At 60.1% G+C, this 14,334-nt stretch carries 14 protein-coding genes; 2 read left to right on the top strand and 12 right to left on the bottom strand.

The annotated features are described in order from the left end of the window. Positions 1-60: 60 nt before the first annotated feature. Positions 61-363 carry a hypothetical protein gene (locus tag BDOA9_RS35500; protein WP_025038670.1) on the bottom strand — a complete coding sequence of 101 codons (303 nt, stop codon included), beginning with the start codon at positions 361-363 and terminating at the stop codon, positions 61-63. 20 nt (positions 364-383) lie between these two features. Beyond that, positions 384-2,489 (bottom strand): HAMP domain-containing methyl-accepting chemotaxis protein, encoded by a 2,106-nt coding sequence (locus BDOA9_RS35495; protein ID WP_025038669.1) that lies wholly within the window; start codon positions 2,487-2,489, stop codon positions 384-386. A gap of 1,760 nt (positions 2,490-4,249) precedes the next feature. On the opposite strand from BDOA9_RS35495, the gene BDOA9_RS35490 reads away from it, so the two are divergent. Together BDOA9_RS35490 and BDOA9_RS39220 are read left to right on the top strand one after the other, a co-directional pair. Continuing rightward, positions 4,250-5,194, top strand: a complete 945-nt coding sequence (locus BDOA9_RS35490) for a S1/P1 nuclease (protein WP_025038668.1) — start codon at positions 4,250-4,252, stop codon at positions 5,192-5,194. Between the two features lie 193 nt (positions 5,195-5,387). Further along, positions 5,388-5,756: a hypothetical protein gene (locus BDOA9_RS39220; protein ID WP_192859683.1), complete on the top strand. Its 369-nt coding sequence runs from the start codon at positions 5,388-5,390 to the stop codon at positions 5,754-5,756. 825 nt (positions 5,757-6,581) lie between these two features. On the opposite strand, the gene BDOA9_RS35480 is transcribed toward BDOA9_RS39220, so the two are convergent. From BDOA9_RS35480 to BDOA9_RS37425, 10 genes are all read right to left on the bottom strand, one after another. Continuing rightward, positions 6,582-6,878 carry a ferredoxin family protein gene (locus BDOA9_RS35480; protein ID WP_025038666.1) on the bottom strand — a complete coding sequence of 99 codons (297 nt, stop codon included), beginning with the start codon at positions 6,876-6,878 and terminating at the stop codon, positions 6,582-6,584. A gap of 32 nt (positions 6,879-6,910) precedes the next feature. Next, on the bottom strand, positions 6,911-8,218 hold the full coding sequence (locus BDOA9_RS35475) for an FAD-dependent oxidoreductase (protein WP_025038665.1): 1,308 nt from the start codon (positions 8,216-8,218) through the stop codon (positions 6,911-6,913). Continuing rightward, positions 8,199-9,341 (bottom strand): electron transfer flavoprotein subunit alpha/FixB family protein, encoded by a 1,143-nt coding sequence (locus BDOA9_RS35470; RefSeq protein WP_025038664.1) that lies wholly within the window; start codon positions 9,339-9,341, stop codon positions 8,199-8,201. The genes BDOA9_RS35475 and BDOA9_RS35470 overlap by 20 nt, the downstream gene beginning before the upstream one ends. Next, positions 9,338-10,189: an electron transfer flavoprotein subunit beta/FixA family protein gene (locus BDOA9_RS35465; protein ID WP_025038663.1), complete on the bottom strand. Its 852-nt coding sequence runs from the start codon at positions 10,187-10,189 to the stop codon at positions 9,338-9,340. Before BDOA9_RS35465 ends, BDOA9_RS35470 begins: the two co-directional genes overlap by 4 nt. Before the next feature lie 104 nt (positions 10,190-10,293). Then, positions 10,294-10,557 (bottom strand): nitrogenase-stabilizing/protective protein NifW, encoded by a 264-nt coding sequence (locus tag BDOA9_RS37435; protein ID WP_082848002.1) that lies wholly within the window; start codon positions 10,555-10,557, stop codon positions 10,294-10,296. Beyond that, the gene (locus BDOA9_RS39965; RefSeq protein WP_256375440.1) at positions 10,538-10,660 is read right to left on the bottom strand and encodes a nitrogenase-stabilizing/protective protein NifW; all 123 of its coding nucleotides are present in this window, start codon (positions 10,658-10,660) and stop codon (positions 10,538-10,540) included. Before BDOA9_RS39965 ends, BDOA9_RS37435 begins: the two co-directional genes overlap by 20 nt. 194 nt (positions 10,661-10,854) lie before the next feature. Further along, the gene (locus BDOA9_RS40310; protein ID WP_445291839.1) at positions 10,855-11,223 is read right to left on the bottom strand and encodes a nitrogen fixation protein NifQ; all 369 of its coding nucleotides are present in this window, start codon (positions 11,221-11,223) and stop codon (positions 10,855-10,857) included. A gap of 479 nt (positions 11,224-11,702) precedes the next feature. After that, positions 11,703-12,587: a nitrogenase iron protein gene (gene nifH, locus BDOA9_RS35460; RefSeq protein ID WP_025038662.1), complete on the bottom strand. Its 885-nt coding sequence runs from the start codon at positions 12,585-12,587 to the stop codon at positions 11,703-11,705. Between the two features lie 1,170 nt (positions 12,588-13,757). Continuing rightward, the gene (locus tag BDOA9_RS40305) at positions 13,758-13,904 is read right to left on the bottom strand and encodes a hypothetical protein (protein WP_445291838.1); all 147 of its coding nucleotides are present in this window, start codon (positions 13,902-13,904) and stop codon (positions 13,758-13,760) included. 192 nt (positions 13,905-14,096) lie between these two features. Next, the gene (locus BDOA9_RS37425) at positions 14,097-14,330 is read right to left on the bottom strand and encodes a 4Fe-4S binding protein (protein ID WP_082848038.1); all 234 of its coding nucleotides are present in this window, start codon (positions 14,328-14,330) and stop codon (positions 14,097-14,099) included. Positions 14,331-14,334: the final 4 nt, after the last annotated feature.

Below are 14,334 nucleotides of genomic sequence, written 5' to 3'. Positions count from 1 at the left end.
AAGGGGCGCAACGTCCCGCCAAACCGAAGACGGAGCAAGCGGCATTCACGCGCATTTGCGTCATTGCCCGCAACAGACCTGTAAAAGGCGATCGAACGCGGCCAATTGGTCGAGCCTTTGCGAGAGCAGAGCGGCTTGGGAGTCGATCCTGCACTTCAGCCTCTGCCGCTCCTGCGGGTCCTCGAGAACGAGCACCACCTGTTCGAGAGTCCTCAGATGACCTTTCAAGGCTTCGATGTTTTGCCGCAAGCTCCCGCCGTAGCGTCGTGCATCGGCGACCGGGTGCGTCGCCCTATGGAGCGGAAATGCGATCACGTTGGCGCCGAAATCCTCATCTTGCGCAGGCTTGAAGAGACTGTTCATCAAAGCACCTTCCACGCTTCTCAGGCCGCACGCACCATCATCAGGAACTGTGCCACCTCGCTTCTAAGCCGGGCGCTATCGGCTGAGAGCGTTTGCGCGGAGGCCAGCAACTGGTTCGAAGCCGAACCGGTCTCTGAGGCATCCTGCTTCACGTCTGTGATGCTCGATGCGATCTGATGCGTTCCTTGTGCCGCCTTTTGAATATTCCGGGAAATTTCCTGCGTTGCGGCGCCCTGTTGTTCGATGGCAGAGGCGATGACCGAAGAGGATTCCGAGATGCGGCTGATGGTGCCGCTAATGCTCTGCATCGCGAGCACGAGCTCCTTTGTCACGGCCTGAATGCCGCCGACCTGGTGCGTGATCTCGCCGGTCGCCTTTGCGGTCTGCTGGGCCAAAGCCTTGACCTCCGCCGCGACGACCGCAAATCCGCGCCCGGCCTCACCGGCGCGCGCGGCTTCAATGGTGGCGTTCAGGGCCAACAGGTTGGTCTGACCCGCAATACCGTCGATGAGAGCGACGATGTCGCCGATTCGTGTTGCGGCGTTTGACAGCCGGTTCACGCCGTCGTTGGTGTCGTGGGCCTGCCGAACAGCGCTTCCTGCAATGCGCGTGGCGTCCTGAACTTGCCGCGCGATCTCCGACATCGAGGCTCCCATCTCCTCCGTTGCAGACGCGATTGACTGCACGTTCACGGAGGCTTCGCCTGCGGTCACGGACACCACCGTGGATCGCTGCTGGGTGCTTTCGGCGGTTCGGCTCAGCGTGCTTGCGGCTGCCTCCAACTCCGTCGAGGAAGACGAAAGCGTTTCGATGATCTCTCCGACGGCTTTTTCGAAGTGGCTTGCGAGCCGGTGCAGTTCGGCCTGGTGTTGAGCTGCGGCGCGCGCCTCGGCCTGCGCCTGCTCGGTGCGCAGCCGAGCCGTCTCGAGCATGTTGTCCTTGAAGACCTGGACGGCTTCGGCCATTTCCCCGATTTCATCTGTCTTGCCAAGTCCTGGTACCGCAATCGACGTGTCGCCGCCAGCGAGCCTTCCCATGGCCGCTGTCATTCCGCGGATTGGGCGCGCGATCGCCCGGCCAGTGAGTAGCGCAATGGCCGCGCCAGCCCCAAGACCGGTCGCGAGCAGGATCCAAAGGACCAGGGCAAGGCGCGACAAATCAGCCTGGATGCGATGGGCGCCATCCGCAAGCAAGGCCTTCTGAGCTGACTTGAGGCCTCCGGATCTGGTGCCGTCGTCTGATTTGGGTCCTTCGATCAGGTCGAGAACCCTTAAGGCCCGAGGGGCGGCTTCCGTGGCAAGAATATCGCCCGGTACGTTCCATCCCGGGGAATCGCGAAGCGCGAAGATCTTCTCGTAAAGGGGTTGGATGGTGCTGTGAGCCTTGCCAATCTTGGCAAGAGAGTCCTGTTGCGAAGGGGTGAGAAGCGCCGCCTGGGAAGTTACGTCAGCCAGCCCCCTTTCGAACAGCTCCCAGGGCTTGAAGCACTTCATCTTGTCGGCCTTCTTGCCCGATATCAGGTACATGCGCAGGAGCGAGGTGGCGGCCGCAAAGTTCCCCCTTGTGTCTGCCATTGTCTTGAGCAGCCTTTTGCGTTCCGCTGTCGCCTCAAGGCCCTCCTCCTCGTCGATCATGCGAGTCGTCTCGTTAAAAATTGTATCGGCGGCCGGTCCGACTTCAGCCACCATCACTTTGGTGGCCGGATAGGCCTCAGGTGTAAACGCGATCGCTTCGGCCCTGTCCTCGGCGGCGCGGAATTCGGCGAGCAACCTCTTGGCTTCGGCCCAGCTTTTCTGGTCGGCACTGGAGAAGTGGGCCGACATCTCGTCCAGGGTGGCAAGGATCGTCTCGCTTTCATTCCAAAGGGCGGCGCGGTCGAGCTTGCCTTGTGAATTGCCGCTGAGAATGTAACCGCGCAGGGCCGACAGCGTCGCGGGGACGTGTCCCACCAGCTCGGTGCTGGCGATCGCAACGGGCGTCCGCACAGCCACCATCTCGTCCACGGTGCGGGAGACGCCACTCACGGCCATCACGGTATATCCCACGGAGACTGCGATGATCGCGCACACAGCAATAAAACCGGCTGCGAGGCGGCCGCCGATCCGCAACTTCAACTTGGAAAACATCAACTTTCTCCACGTCTTCTGCCATCGGCACAACATAGGGAACAGGAATAATGATCCGGTTAGTCAAAATTTGTCCCTCGCGAGTGAGCCCAACTCAAAAATTGAGCGAGGCGCTCCAGCCAAGACCGAGCGTGCCGGCGCAAATCGCGCGCTCTGGAGACGTTCACCGTAAGCCGGCTCGTTTGTTGGATAGGCCGGCGGCCGCAGCGCGTTCGAGAAAAGGTGCAGCCAAGGCAAAGCTCGAAAATGCCAATGGGCATCCAAGGCTATTAGGCGTAACCTCTGCGGGCCAATACGAGACGACAATGGACGTATCGTTTCAACAACACTTTTGCTGGCATATGAAAACGATCTGAAATCAAAGCCGCCACCCAGACATCTGGTCCAGGCAGAGCAGGCTCATGCGTTCAATGCGTCACGCTATCGCCGGTCTCAATTGCTTTTCATCTGCCTTAGTTTTTTGGGGTTGAAGGATGATCACACAAATTGCGAGGGTTGTTTCCCGCACGGTTAGAACTCCAGTCGAGGACGATACTCTCAAGATCCTTGGTATATTTTGCGGAGCAGGCCTTTTGATCTCTCTCCTCGTCGTAATGGCCTTCAAGATTGATTTGGCGGCTTTCTGACGGCTCAGCGGCTGATTGAACGATCAGGTCGAACCGAGCAGTTCGCCTCAAAGTCGCGCGCGGCAGAGGAACTCAAGGTCACGCGCGCCTCCCACCGCGCCGCAGCTTCCTTCAGGAGGCGTTTCGCAAGCCCTGGCTCGTCTGGCAACGGAGGCCGGACGGGCGTTGACGCTATGGCGACGGCAATCTCCACTCCCTTCCCGCCTCACGAAACACCACCAGCTTTCATTCATGCGGTCGAAATAAGCTGGGGGTGCAGATGTCCAGGGGACCTCGTTCAGCAATGGCGGAACAGTACAGCCCAAAAAAAGGCGGCCCCGGAGTGCCTAGGAGTCCGGGGCCATAACCTCAGCGCCCTGGCTGGCAGGTGGCTCGGCTACACCCTCATCCTGCAATGGATTTCAAGGTGACGGCTTGAGATGCATCAAGGCGATCCAAATTGAGCGGGACGAGCGACGCCGAGCGCTAAGCTGGCGCGGCCATGATGCACGCGGCCCATGTCGAAAGTGCGCACGATTATCGTCTAAATCCGAGCGCAACGCTTTAGTTGCGTTCCTTGCTTTCGGGCCTCATCGGCAGCGTGTAATCTTAAACCGATTTTTGACGTCGAGTTGCGGCGTCTGCAACCGAAGATCGAAGGTTTCGAGCGCCCGATGTCTCAGGTGAGCAGTGTTTCAGCGCGAATTTGCGTTAGGACTGACGCTTAGAACGGCCACCACGTCAGCAGCCGATCATCATGGACGGATGGCGTGCCGGGCGGGATGTGAGCGGCTTCATAATTGCGATGCAAGAGTCGGAGTACTGTCGATGTCATGCGTGCCTCGCTCATTCTTGTTGTAGCCGTTGCGATTGTCATGGCGGCCGGCGGGCTGCCGCGGCGCGGATTCGTGCCGCTGCCGACGGCAGCTATGCCCCCCGTCAACGTGCCCTAGCGCGATGCTGCCAGCAGGAGAACAGGATGGTTTGGCGGCATGCTGATCATTTGGGGCATCTACGTCATCGCTCTGGTCCAAAGAGGCTTGCGGCGGCGATCGCGCCGCACCCGAAACGAGCGTCGCTCCCGCTAGCGCGGTGGACCTACCTCGGAGAACGCGGGAACGCGCCGTTGGCTCGACGGATAAAGTGTGCGGCCCGATGGATCACAAGCCGATTGCGAAGCATATCGTCAGGGCAGTTATCTATACGATGATGGAGAAATGCGTGAGACAGCTTAGCGTCGTCATTCCCCTGTGCGCTGTGCTGCTGGGTGCCTGCACGGCCTCTTCTTCCGCCTTAGCCTGGGGGCAACTCGGCCATTCCATCATTGCGGAACTGGCTCAGCGGCACCTCACGGCAATCGCGCAAACTGAACTCAAAAAGCTGATCGGCGAAGCCTCGCTGGCCTCGATCTCCAATTGGGCTGACGACTACAAATTCACGCCGGAAGGCAAGGGCACATACCGTTGGCACTTCGTCGATATCGACATCTCACGCCCCGCGTATGATGCGTCCCTCGATTGCCAGGCCCAGAACGATCAGGGGACCTGTATCATCCAGGGTTTGCCGGCGGCGGTTGCGATCCTGAAAGACCGGTCGCGCAGCAAGGACGACAGGCTGCGCGCACTCAAGCTCGTCGTTCATTTAGCTGGCGATTTGGAGCAGCCGTTACACACAAGCGAGAGCAACGGCGACCACGGCGGCAACAAGCTCCACGTGATCTTGCGGACCAAGCGCTCCGACGGAGCGCCGTACACGCGGTCATCGACGTTTCACAGCATGTGGGACGATTCGCTGATCGACCTCCAGGCATATTCCTGGGGAAACTATGCCGACGCTCTCGATGCGGCGCCGTTGCCGGCCGCCGAGGCGCCTCCCTATGATGAAGCGCGTATTGCCGCCTGGGCCAACGACACCCATGCCCTTGGAATAAAGGCCTATCAGGTACTCCCGCCTGGCACGCCTGATCACAACGACGCCAGCCACCCGGTCGAGCTCGGAACCGATTACGTGTCCGCAGTTAAACACGACCTCGATCGCGAACTGATGAAGGGAGCAGCGCGCCTGAAAGCCATCCTGGAGGACGCCCTTGGAGGCTCTTAAATCCATTGGTGTCAAGCAAAGCCGATATCGGGCCTTGGCTATGGGCGGTGTCTTACGGCTCGCCGACAATGACCATGAACCTTGTATTCTGGCACGTCATCCCAGGACCGGTCAGGCTTGCCGCCACATCGTTGGGGCTGATCGAAGCGCCTCCCGGGCCACTTGTCTAAGCTGGTCCGCCCTCTTCTCACCCATGCTGGCCGCTGCCAGCATCTTGGACGCCACATGGGCGCGCAGACCAATTTCGCTGCCGGGCAAGCCCTGGCAGACTTCGTCAAGCAAGGCGCGAAGAAGAGCAGTCGTCGTTGCGTCCAACACGTTCGGCTCCGAAACATCGGCCGAAATGATAGCGCCGGCGGACGAACTGGAAAACGTCGACTGGTCCGCCGCCTGCAAATATGACAAAAATGCCTCCTTGCGGGTATCTCACACGATAGCAAACGCCGCAAAAGCGGTGCACCGGGAGCGAGGCGAGTGCAACCGGCGGTTCGGACGATTTACGGCGTCGTATGAGCACTTATTGATGATTTTCCTCGCAAAAGATATGCAAGCTGCCGAATGAACCGTTCAGCAGGCCCGCAACACGCTTCCGGGGGTTCAGTCCGCGGAGGACGCGCGGCGAAGCGGACAAGGCTCAAAGTTCATCGCGCGCAGACCACATGATTCTCGAATGTCCGACCTGTTTTCCTATTATGAGATTTCGCTCAGGCGCCGCGGCAGAAGCTGGTCATGGTCGCTCTCAACCGATAAGGGCACGCTGGTCATGTCGGGGTTGAGACGCAGCCGACTGGCCGCTAAATATGAAGCTAATAGAGCCCTGTTTTTGCTGCTGAGCGCGCCGGCTGGCTCGGCATTGCGGTCGCCTTCTCCCCGGACTGCCGAGGGCCAGGCGCGCGGCGCTAGCGGCTGAAGTGGCTATCAACCACTCTCTTCAGAACACTGACCAGGGGAATGCGTGATGACAGAGGTTGATCGGTTAAGCGGTTCAGGAGTGGCATTTCCCTCCTCCAGAATACTCGCCCGGCGAAGCCGAAGAAGCTGACCGCGACAATGAAGCTTCGCTCGCTCAGACTACGCAAGTCTGATAGCGCTGCAACATAATCGCGACGCACATGGCAGTATAGCCTCACGTGGCGACGGCTAAGCCAAGGCCCGTCGCCGGTCGGCAGCCGCTGTCCGGAAAATGCAGACCTTTACTCAGTACGCGCCCCGCTTGTAACACCCCGGTGGGAGGACGCACAAATTGCCTCGATAGGCCGGAAGGCAATCACGGGCTCTGCAGGGCAACATCGCCGACGTAGTCGTGGTCATTGCGGACGATCTAGCTCGAATTAGCAGCTCGAACGTACGGCTATAGACGCCGCGCCGCCAGCGTGAGCAAAGTCGATTAACCGAACTTGAACAGCACGCCGTAGCCGCCTCGCGGATAGTTCCACTCGATGTCGCCACGCGGCTCGCAGACTGCTCGGCAAGTGCCGCACTCCATGCAGCCATCGACAGTGATTTCGATCTGGTGCTTCTCATTAGCCGTATAGCAGTGAGCCGGGCAGGCGCTCAGCATGCGCACGAGCTCCAGGGACGGCGTTATGTGGGGCCGCACCTTGATGTGTGCCCGCTCGGGGTCGATCAGGTAGCGATTGTGGAATAGCCGGTCTTCAACACGCACGGCTGGCTCGGTCGACATTGTTTGCCCCTCAGTGTGATGTGACAGACTGCTTAGCGCCAAGCGCGCGCAAGCCGGACGGCGTCGGCGAGTAGCCCAGTCCACGAGCGCGCCTTGACGAAGGATCTTAATGACGCCGCTTCCTTTTCGGCTTTCAATGTCCCGTCGACTCGCAAGAAGTTTTGTAGCGATTTCGAGACGAGCTCTGGATAGGTCAGAAAGAAGTTTTGCGAGTGGGTGTGCAACAGCGCCGGCATATCCTTGTACTTCCTTAGATCCTTGATGACGAACGACTGGTTCAGTATCGTTTCATAAAGCGACAGGTTCCTCCCTGTCATCGGGTCGCCGCGCGACTTGATCTGGATGATCGCCTCGGCGGCGATCCGCCCTGATGTCATTGCGAGATTAGAGCCTTCGCGATGAATAGAGTTATTGAACTGAGCGGCGTCGCCCACCACGACCCAACCCTCGCCATAGAGCTGCGGGATAGCCTTAAAGCCACCCTCCGGAATGAGATGCGCGGCGTATTCCTTTACCTCCGAACCGTCGATCAGCGGTGCGACGGAAGGATGGCGCTTGAATCGATCAAGCAGACCATACGGCGTTTCGCCAGAGCGCTGGAAGTCCGCGACGAGGCAGCCGATGCCGAGCGAAATGCATTCCTTGTTGGCGTAGATGAAGCCCAAGCCCGTCATGCCGCAGGAGATGGTCCCCGCTGCTTCGATGACGACGCCCTCATCGCCCTTAATATTGAAGCGGGCCTCGATGGTCTCGCGGGGCAGAAAGTGCATCTCCTTCACGGCGAGTGCTACCGAGTCCGGTGCCGGCCGCTTGCGCAGGCCGGCTCGCGTGCCAAGGAGGCCGTTGACACCTTCCGCAAGGACGATGGTGTCCGCATGGACCTCCCCGTCGGCGCGGTCAGTCCGCACGCCTATCACCTTGCCCTCGGCATCCTGCACAAGCGCGGTGGCTGTTGTTTCGCATAGTACCGTGGCGCCCGCTTCGCGGACCTTCTGCGAGAACCACCTGTCGAACTGTGCGCGGATGATAGTATAGCGGTTGGGCTTCTCCTCGTTGAAGTCGTCGGAGCGGTAGTGCAGGCCTGTGTGCGAACGGTCATCCATCATCCAGAAGCGCTGTTCGATCAGATGCCTCTCTAGCGGCGCATCCTCACGAAAATTGGGGATCAGCGGCTCCAGCATATCGGCATAGAGGATCGCACCCTGCACGTTCTTCGACCCCGGATATTCGCCGCGCTCGAGCTGGAGGACCTTCAGGCCGCGTTTGGCAAGCATCAGCGCTGCCGCATTGCCGGCCATGCCTGCACCGACGACGATGGTGTCAAATCTTTCTGTGACCACGAGGGCTCTCCTTGTCTGAACTCGCGACCTTGTCGCGCGAGCGTAATGACAGCCGGGCACGGAACGCAGCGGTCAAGGCCGGCAGAAATTGGATTGCGTCGGTAACGATGCCCAAGTGCGCGAAATCAAAAATAGGCGCGTTCCTATCAGTGTTGATGGCGACAATCAGGTCGGCGCCTTCGACACCAACTCGATGCTGAACAGCTCCGGAGATCCCGGCGGCGATGTACAGCTTTGGGCGGATAGTCTTGCCAGTCTGGCCGATCTGCCGGTCAGAGGTGACCCAACCCTTTTGCACCAGCGGCCGCGAGCAACCAAAATCCCCCCCAAGCACGGCGGCGAGCTGGCGCGCAAGTCGAAAATTCTCGGACGAACCCAGGCCCAGGCCTCCGGCAACGACAACATCGGCATAAGCGAGAGTTGATCCTGCGGAATCGTGATCGGGTAGGAACGACAGAACCTTCGTTAGGATGTCGTCTTCGACAAGCCCGAGCGGCCGGCTGATGATGCGGCCGATCGGCCTCGCGCTACGTTTGGGTGCGGGCATCACGCGCGGGCGGACTGTAGCCATCTGTGGACGATAATTGAGCGTGTAGATCGTGCAGAGCAGGGAGCCACCGAAGGTCGGACGGGTCGCGGCGAGCGAGCCGTCGGGGTCGACGTCGAGCGCTGTACAGTCGGCGGTTAGACCGGTGAGCAGTGTCGTCGCGACCGAACCCGCTAAATCGCGGCCCAGCGTGGTCGCCCCCAGTAACAAGACTTCGGGCTTGTAGGTGTTGACGAGCTCGGTGAGTGCCTTGGTGTAGGGCTCGTTGCGATAATGTGCGAGCAGTGTATCGGCGACCATGTAGACGAGGTCGGCGCCGTAGCAGAAGGAGTCGGCCGCGGCGGCCTGTGACGCCTTGCCTTTTGGCCCGATCACAACCGCGGCGAGATCAACGTTGAGCTTGTCGGCAAGCTTGCGGCCAGCACCCATCAATTCCCAGGACACAGGGTGGACCTGGCCGCGTTCCTGCTCGATAAAGACCCAGACATGCTTGTAGGCTTTGAATCGTTCTGATAGCTGCGTCTTTGTCGCGGGGCGGCTTGAAGGTGAAGCGCCAGTTTTGGGTGCAGTGCTCATGTCGCCTCCTTCTTTACCTCAATGGCCGTGAGCTCCATCGCGAGCGCGGGCTGGCGTTCGAAGACGGCAGCGATCAGTGCATGGGCTGGCCGCTCATCAGGCTCAATCAACGTGGCTTTCTCCTTGCGGACAGCGGGTGCGAAAACGCGCTTGACGATGGTGGGCGAACCGCGCAAGCCGCACTTTGTAGTGTCATCAACGCCAGCCTCCTGCGCGTTCCATTTCAGGATTGCTGCGCGCGCCGCGCGCAGCGCATCGGTCATCGCGCCGCGGCGTATCTGGTTCGTCGCCTCCAGCATAGTGATCAGGCACGGAAGCCGAGTCCGCAGCAGCTGGACGCCGCCCTCGGAGCGTCGCTCGACATCGATAGTGCGAGCTTGCAAGTCCAGCGCGACAATCTTGCTAACATAGGTAAGCTGAGATAGACGAAGCCGCTTAGCGAGTCCTGGGCCGACTTGTGCGGTGTCGCCGTCGATGGTTTGCTTGCCCGTGAAGACGAGATCGGGCGCGCCGAACTCGGCCTCGAGCTTGCGGATGGCGGTCGCCAGCGCGTGGGTGGTGGCTAGCGTATCAGCGCCGGCGAAAAGTCGATCTGTCAGGAGCACCGCACGATCGGCGCCGAAGGTCAGCGCCTTGCGTAGACTGTCCTCGGCTGAAGGCGGGCCCATGGTCAGCACCGTGACCTCGCCGCCGAACTGATCGCGCAATTCAAGGGCGGCTTCCAATGCAAAGAGATCGTAGGGGTTGATGATGGTTGGAACGCCCTGACGCATAATCGTGTTAGTCACGGGATGGACGCGGATTTGTCCGGAGTCTGGTACCTGCTTGAGGCAGACGATCAGGCGCATGATCTTCTCCAAAGCTATTCTCCACACTCGGTTCAGCAGGGAACAGCAATTGTCATACCAACTCAAACACCGTGGTATTCAGAGAAGGTGGTACAAAATCTCGGTTAGGCAGCGGATGTAGTGAGTAGGCAGCGCAGCGCGGTAGAGAATGCGGCAATGCGGTCTATTTGAGTGTGCGGATCCACCAACTCAGGCACAGGCGTCGTTGCGGCGCGACAGCATCCGTCGGAACTTTGAAACACGCGCCGTTCAATGGGCGGCGAAATGACGAAGTCTGCATAAGCGCGCTCGAGGACAGTCTTGTACCATTTCGCGACGATCGCATCCGCCGCACCAGCGAAATCCTGCCTAGCGAGATACTGACCCATTCGTCCGAGAATAGCGGGCCAAGTTGACCACCTTCGGATCGTAGTCGACGTCGAATAATGCGAAGGAATCTTCGGCAGATGCCGCCTTGCTGAGCTGTACGATGATTAGTCACAACATTTGCGAGGTCTCGACAGATGGTTGCGACAGTGGCAACACACATCTGTCGCAAGGGGGCGAGCCCGGAAAGGAGCGTGAATTTGGCGGTACGGCGGTGGACGTGCGCGATCGAGGCGGGTCACAGAATCCCCGGCAAGCAGATTGCTTGTGACTCGCCGCGATTTCGGGACGTTAGCCACTCAGCGAGAATGACGTGCTAGCGTGTCAGACAGGGCCGGCACCGCGCAGGTGGCGGAATTCTTGTGTCGCTGTGCCAGACTCCCCATCGCTTGAGGCACAGTCGCATCGTTAACGGTCCGATTTGCGTGAGGCAAGCGGCTCTCGCCGCTCTCCTTGTCGAAGCGGCGCCTGAAGCAGCATTGCGTGCAAACCGACATGGTGCACCTCGCCGGAGGCGCCTCTTTCGCAGAGTAGGCGATAGAAGAATGGCTTGAGCGCATATTTGCGGTGTTCCAGACAGTCAGTGGTGCAAAATGGCGCGTCAGGAGGCGCAAAAGCGCCGGACGCTCGCGCAGTCCGGAATCCTGACAGATGTGGTTCGGCTCCATTGCGCGTCGGGCCACTATTGCTGCCGGCTTAATAGCCGACGTCGCCGATCGTCGAGCGCTGCGCAAGCAGGAGGCCGCGAAGCACGACGGTCTCCTGATCGGCGTCCGAGGTTGATGCCCACGTGAAGGTGCCAACCGGGGCCCTTGGGACGTGGCAGGCGAGGAGCGCTTTAAGGGCGTTCTCGGGAAGGACAATGCTCTCTACGATCGAGCCGCCATCTAATGCAGCACGACCAAGATTGAGGCGAGTGTATGACGATCGACATCGTCTTCGGCGCTCAGGTCGGCCTCGGCCAGACTGCGTACTATCGGCAGGCTAGACGTCGAATCCGCCCTGTTGCACTACGACTTCGGCTGAGGTGATACTGGGCCCGATGCGTCGATTTTATGGGGTTGCCTCTTGGTCAAAGAGTGTATCCCAGCCTATCCAGGCCCGCCGTATCGCCGGCCTCCCCTGGGCGAGGAGGCCGGCAGGATGCTTATGGCGTCGCAAGCTGCGCGGCGGTTTTGCCGATCTGACTCTCGTCCACTGCTTTCATGATGCCATGTTCCATCAGCATATCCTCAAGTTCGTCCATGCCGATCGGGACCGGAACGACGCCTTTCCCTTTGTTGTTGTGGATCCTTGATGCAAGATTTCGATAGTGATCTGCCTGCTTGGAGTCCGGCGCATATTCCAGCACCGTCATGCGGCGCAGCTCGGCGTGCTGTACGATGTTGTCGCGCGGCACGAAGCAGATCAGCTGGGTGCCGAGCTTCTTGGCCAGCGCTTCCGCGAGCTCCAGCTCCTTGTCGGTCTGGCGTTCGTTGCAGACCAGGCCGCCGAGGCGCACGCCGCCGGAATTGGCGTATTTGAGAATGCCCTTGGAGATGTTGTTCGCCGCGTACATTGCCATCATTTCCCCGGACATCACGATGTAGATCTCCTGCGCCTTGTTTTCGCGGATCGGCATTGCGAAGCCCCCACAGACGACGTCGCCGAGCACGTCGTAGGAGACGTAGTCGATGTCCTCATAGGCGCCGTTCTCTTCCAGGAAGTTGATCGAGGTGATAACGCCACGGCCGGCGCAGCCGACGCCGGGCTCCGGACCGCCGGACTCGACGCAGCGGATGCCCTTGTAGCCGACCTTCATGACGTCCTCGATCTCGAGGTCCTCGACGCTGCCGGCGTTGGCCGCGAGGCTCAGAATGGTGTCCTGCGCCTTGGCGTGCAGGATCAGGCGGGTCGAGTCCGCCTTGGGATCGCAGCCGACGATCAGGATCTTGTGACCCATCTCGGCAAGCGCCGCGAGCGTGTTCTGTGACGTGGTCGATTTTCCGATACCACCTTTGCCGTAGAATGCGATTTGTCTCAGTGACGACATGTTATACTCCATCTAGCGGCGGTCAGTGGTACCGCGCTTCTCGCGTGAAAGTGGGTCTTCTCAGACGTAGTGACCCGCTGGTTCGGTAGGGGTATCGAGCCGCCAGGCGAATCTCATCCCCCACCGTGTTGCTGCATCGAGATTGCAATTGATGTGCCGTTGCCTGCGCACGGACTAAGGTGCCGAGCGAGCTCGCAAAGCGGTTGGGCCACTCCGGCGTTGCAAGCTGCGCCGCAGCCAGAGAAGCCAGGGCGCTATTAGGTATCAGACAAGTTGCTCTGCGGAGTAGAGAAAATTGCGTGTTTCGGCTGGCCGTGCGCACCAGAGTCCTGCCGCAAGGCGAGCGTGAGGCGCCGTCCGGATGGCAGGGCGTCCGTCACGTTCTGGTGCGCCTCGCCGCACCAACGACAAGCCGACGGGATAAAGCGAGCCGATGTCGATGCGGCGGCGACTGACCGCGCTAATGCTCTGGTACATCCCTGGTCGTCCTCGTATGGGCTGACGAGTGCGTGCCCTATCGCGAAAGCCCTGTTGGCTAGTCATTGGTCAGGAAAGCACGGGAAGTCTGTGCAGGCGGGCCCACTCTTTCTGCCGCGGAGGCACCGCCGCGCGTCGAACCCCGGACGTGCTCGCCGGACCTGATCGAACCTACATTCGCCTGCTATTGTGCTTAAAACGTATTTGTGCCTCCCGTTTAATCCAGCGCAGCAGCTGGACGCCGGCGCATGCAGCACATAAGTCTCGACTTCAGAACGAGGAGAATATCTGGTGCTGCGGCTTTCAGCCAGTACCTGCAGGGCGTGATCGCGGCAGCGTCAAAGCGGATCGTCCGGACACTCGCTGCAACTAAAGGCGTCCAGATGCGCCGAGTCGTTCAGCTCGGGTCTGTCTGTGGCCCTCGACATCATTATCAAGCCCCGCGCGGCAGGAGGCGTTGTCCCGGAAGCGACTCAGCGCCCCCCCCCCTCGCTCAATTGGGCAAGCGCGCATCAGAGCGCCCCACTGCAATGTAATTCGCCCATTGGCCGGGGCCGGCGAGAAAATCGTCAGCTGAGGCCTTGGAAGAGAAGCAGTCGTTGCGCAATCCGGCTGAGGCCCTTAAATGTCGGCAAACTGCGCGTTGAGTGTATGAGTCAGGGGCGGCATCGACAGTCAATGGCCGGTGCGGCATCATGAACGCTGTCGCTCGGCGCAACGCGGTCGAGCTCCTTGCACCTCATTCCGACGCGGTGGCCTCTGCATGAAAATCAACGCATAGATGTAGTATCTCTGGAGGAAGGCGCCGATGGACACGACGTAGCCGATTTCGCACTTCATAGCGATAATGTCGCCTATCTCTTTGCCGGCAAACGTCCCATCATTTCAAATGGTACGCGTCGCCCGCACCTTCTCACCATAGCGGAAGAACGGCGGTGCGGTCAGTTCGACCTCCTCGCCGTCGTACGCGTCGTTGTTCATAGGGAGGCTCCCGTCGCTACAGCCGCGGAGCGGCCAACGGGCTGCGCGATTTCATGCGCTCCGAGCAGGTGCCTGGTAGCGCGGCAGCGAGGTATCGATGATGCATGTTCTGTCGACCGGACAAACGGCCACACATTGCGGCTGGTCGAAGTGCCCGATGCACTCAGTGCACTTCTTTGGATCGATTGCGAACGTGCCTCGGTGCTCGAAAATGGCTGCATTCGGGCATTCCAGCTCGCACGCGGAGCAGCTCGTACATTGAGAGGATATGATCTTGAATGGCATGGAT

The organism is Bradyrhizobium sp. DOA9 (genome assembly GCF_000617845.2).
Lineage (GTDB): Bacteria > Pseudomonadota > Alphaproteobacteria > Rhizobiales > Xanthobacteraceae > Bradyrhizobium.
Note: the sequence above shows the minus strand (reverse complement) of the source record. Positions and strands in the feature narration are given on the sequence as shown.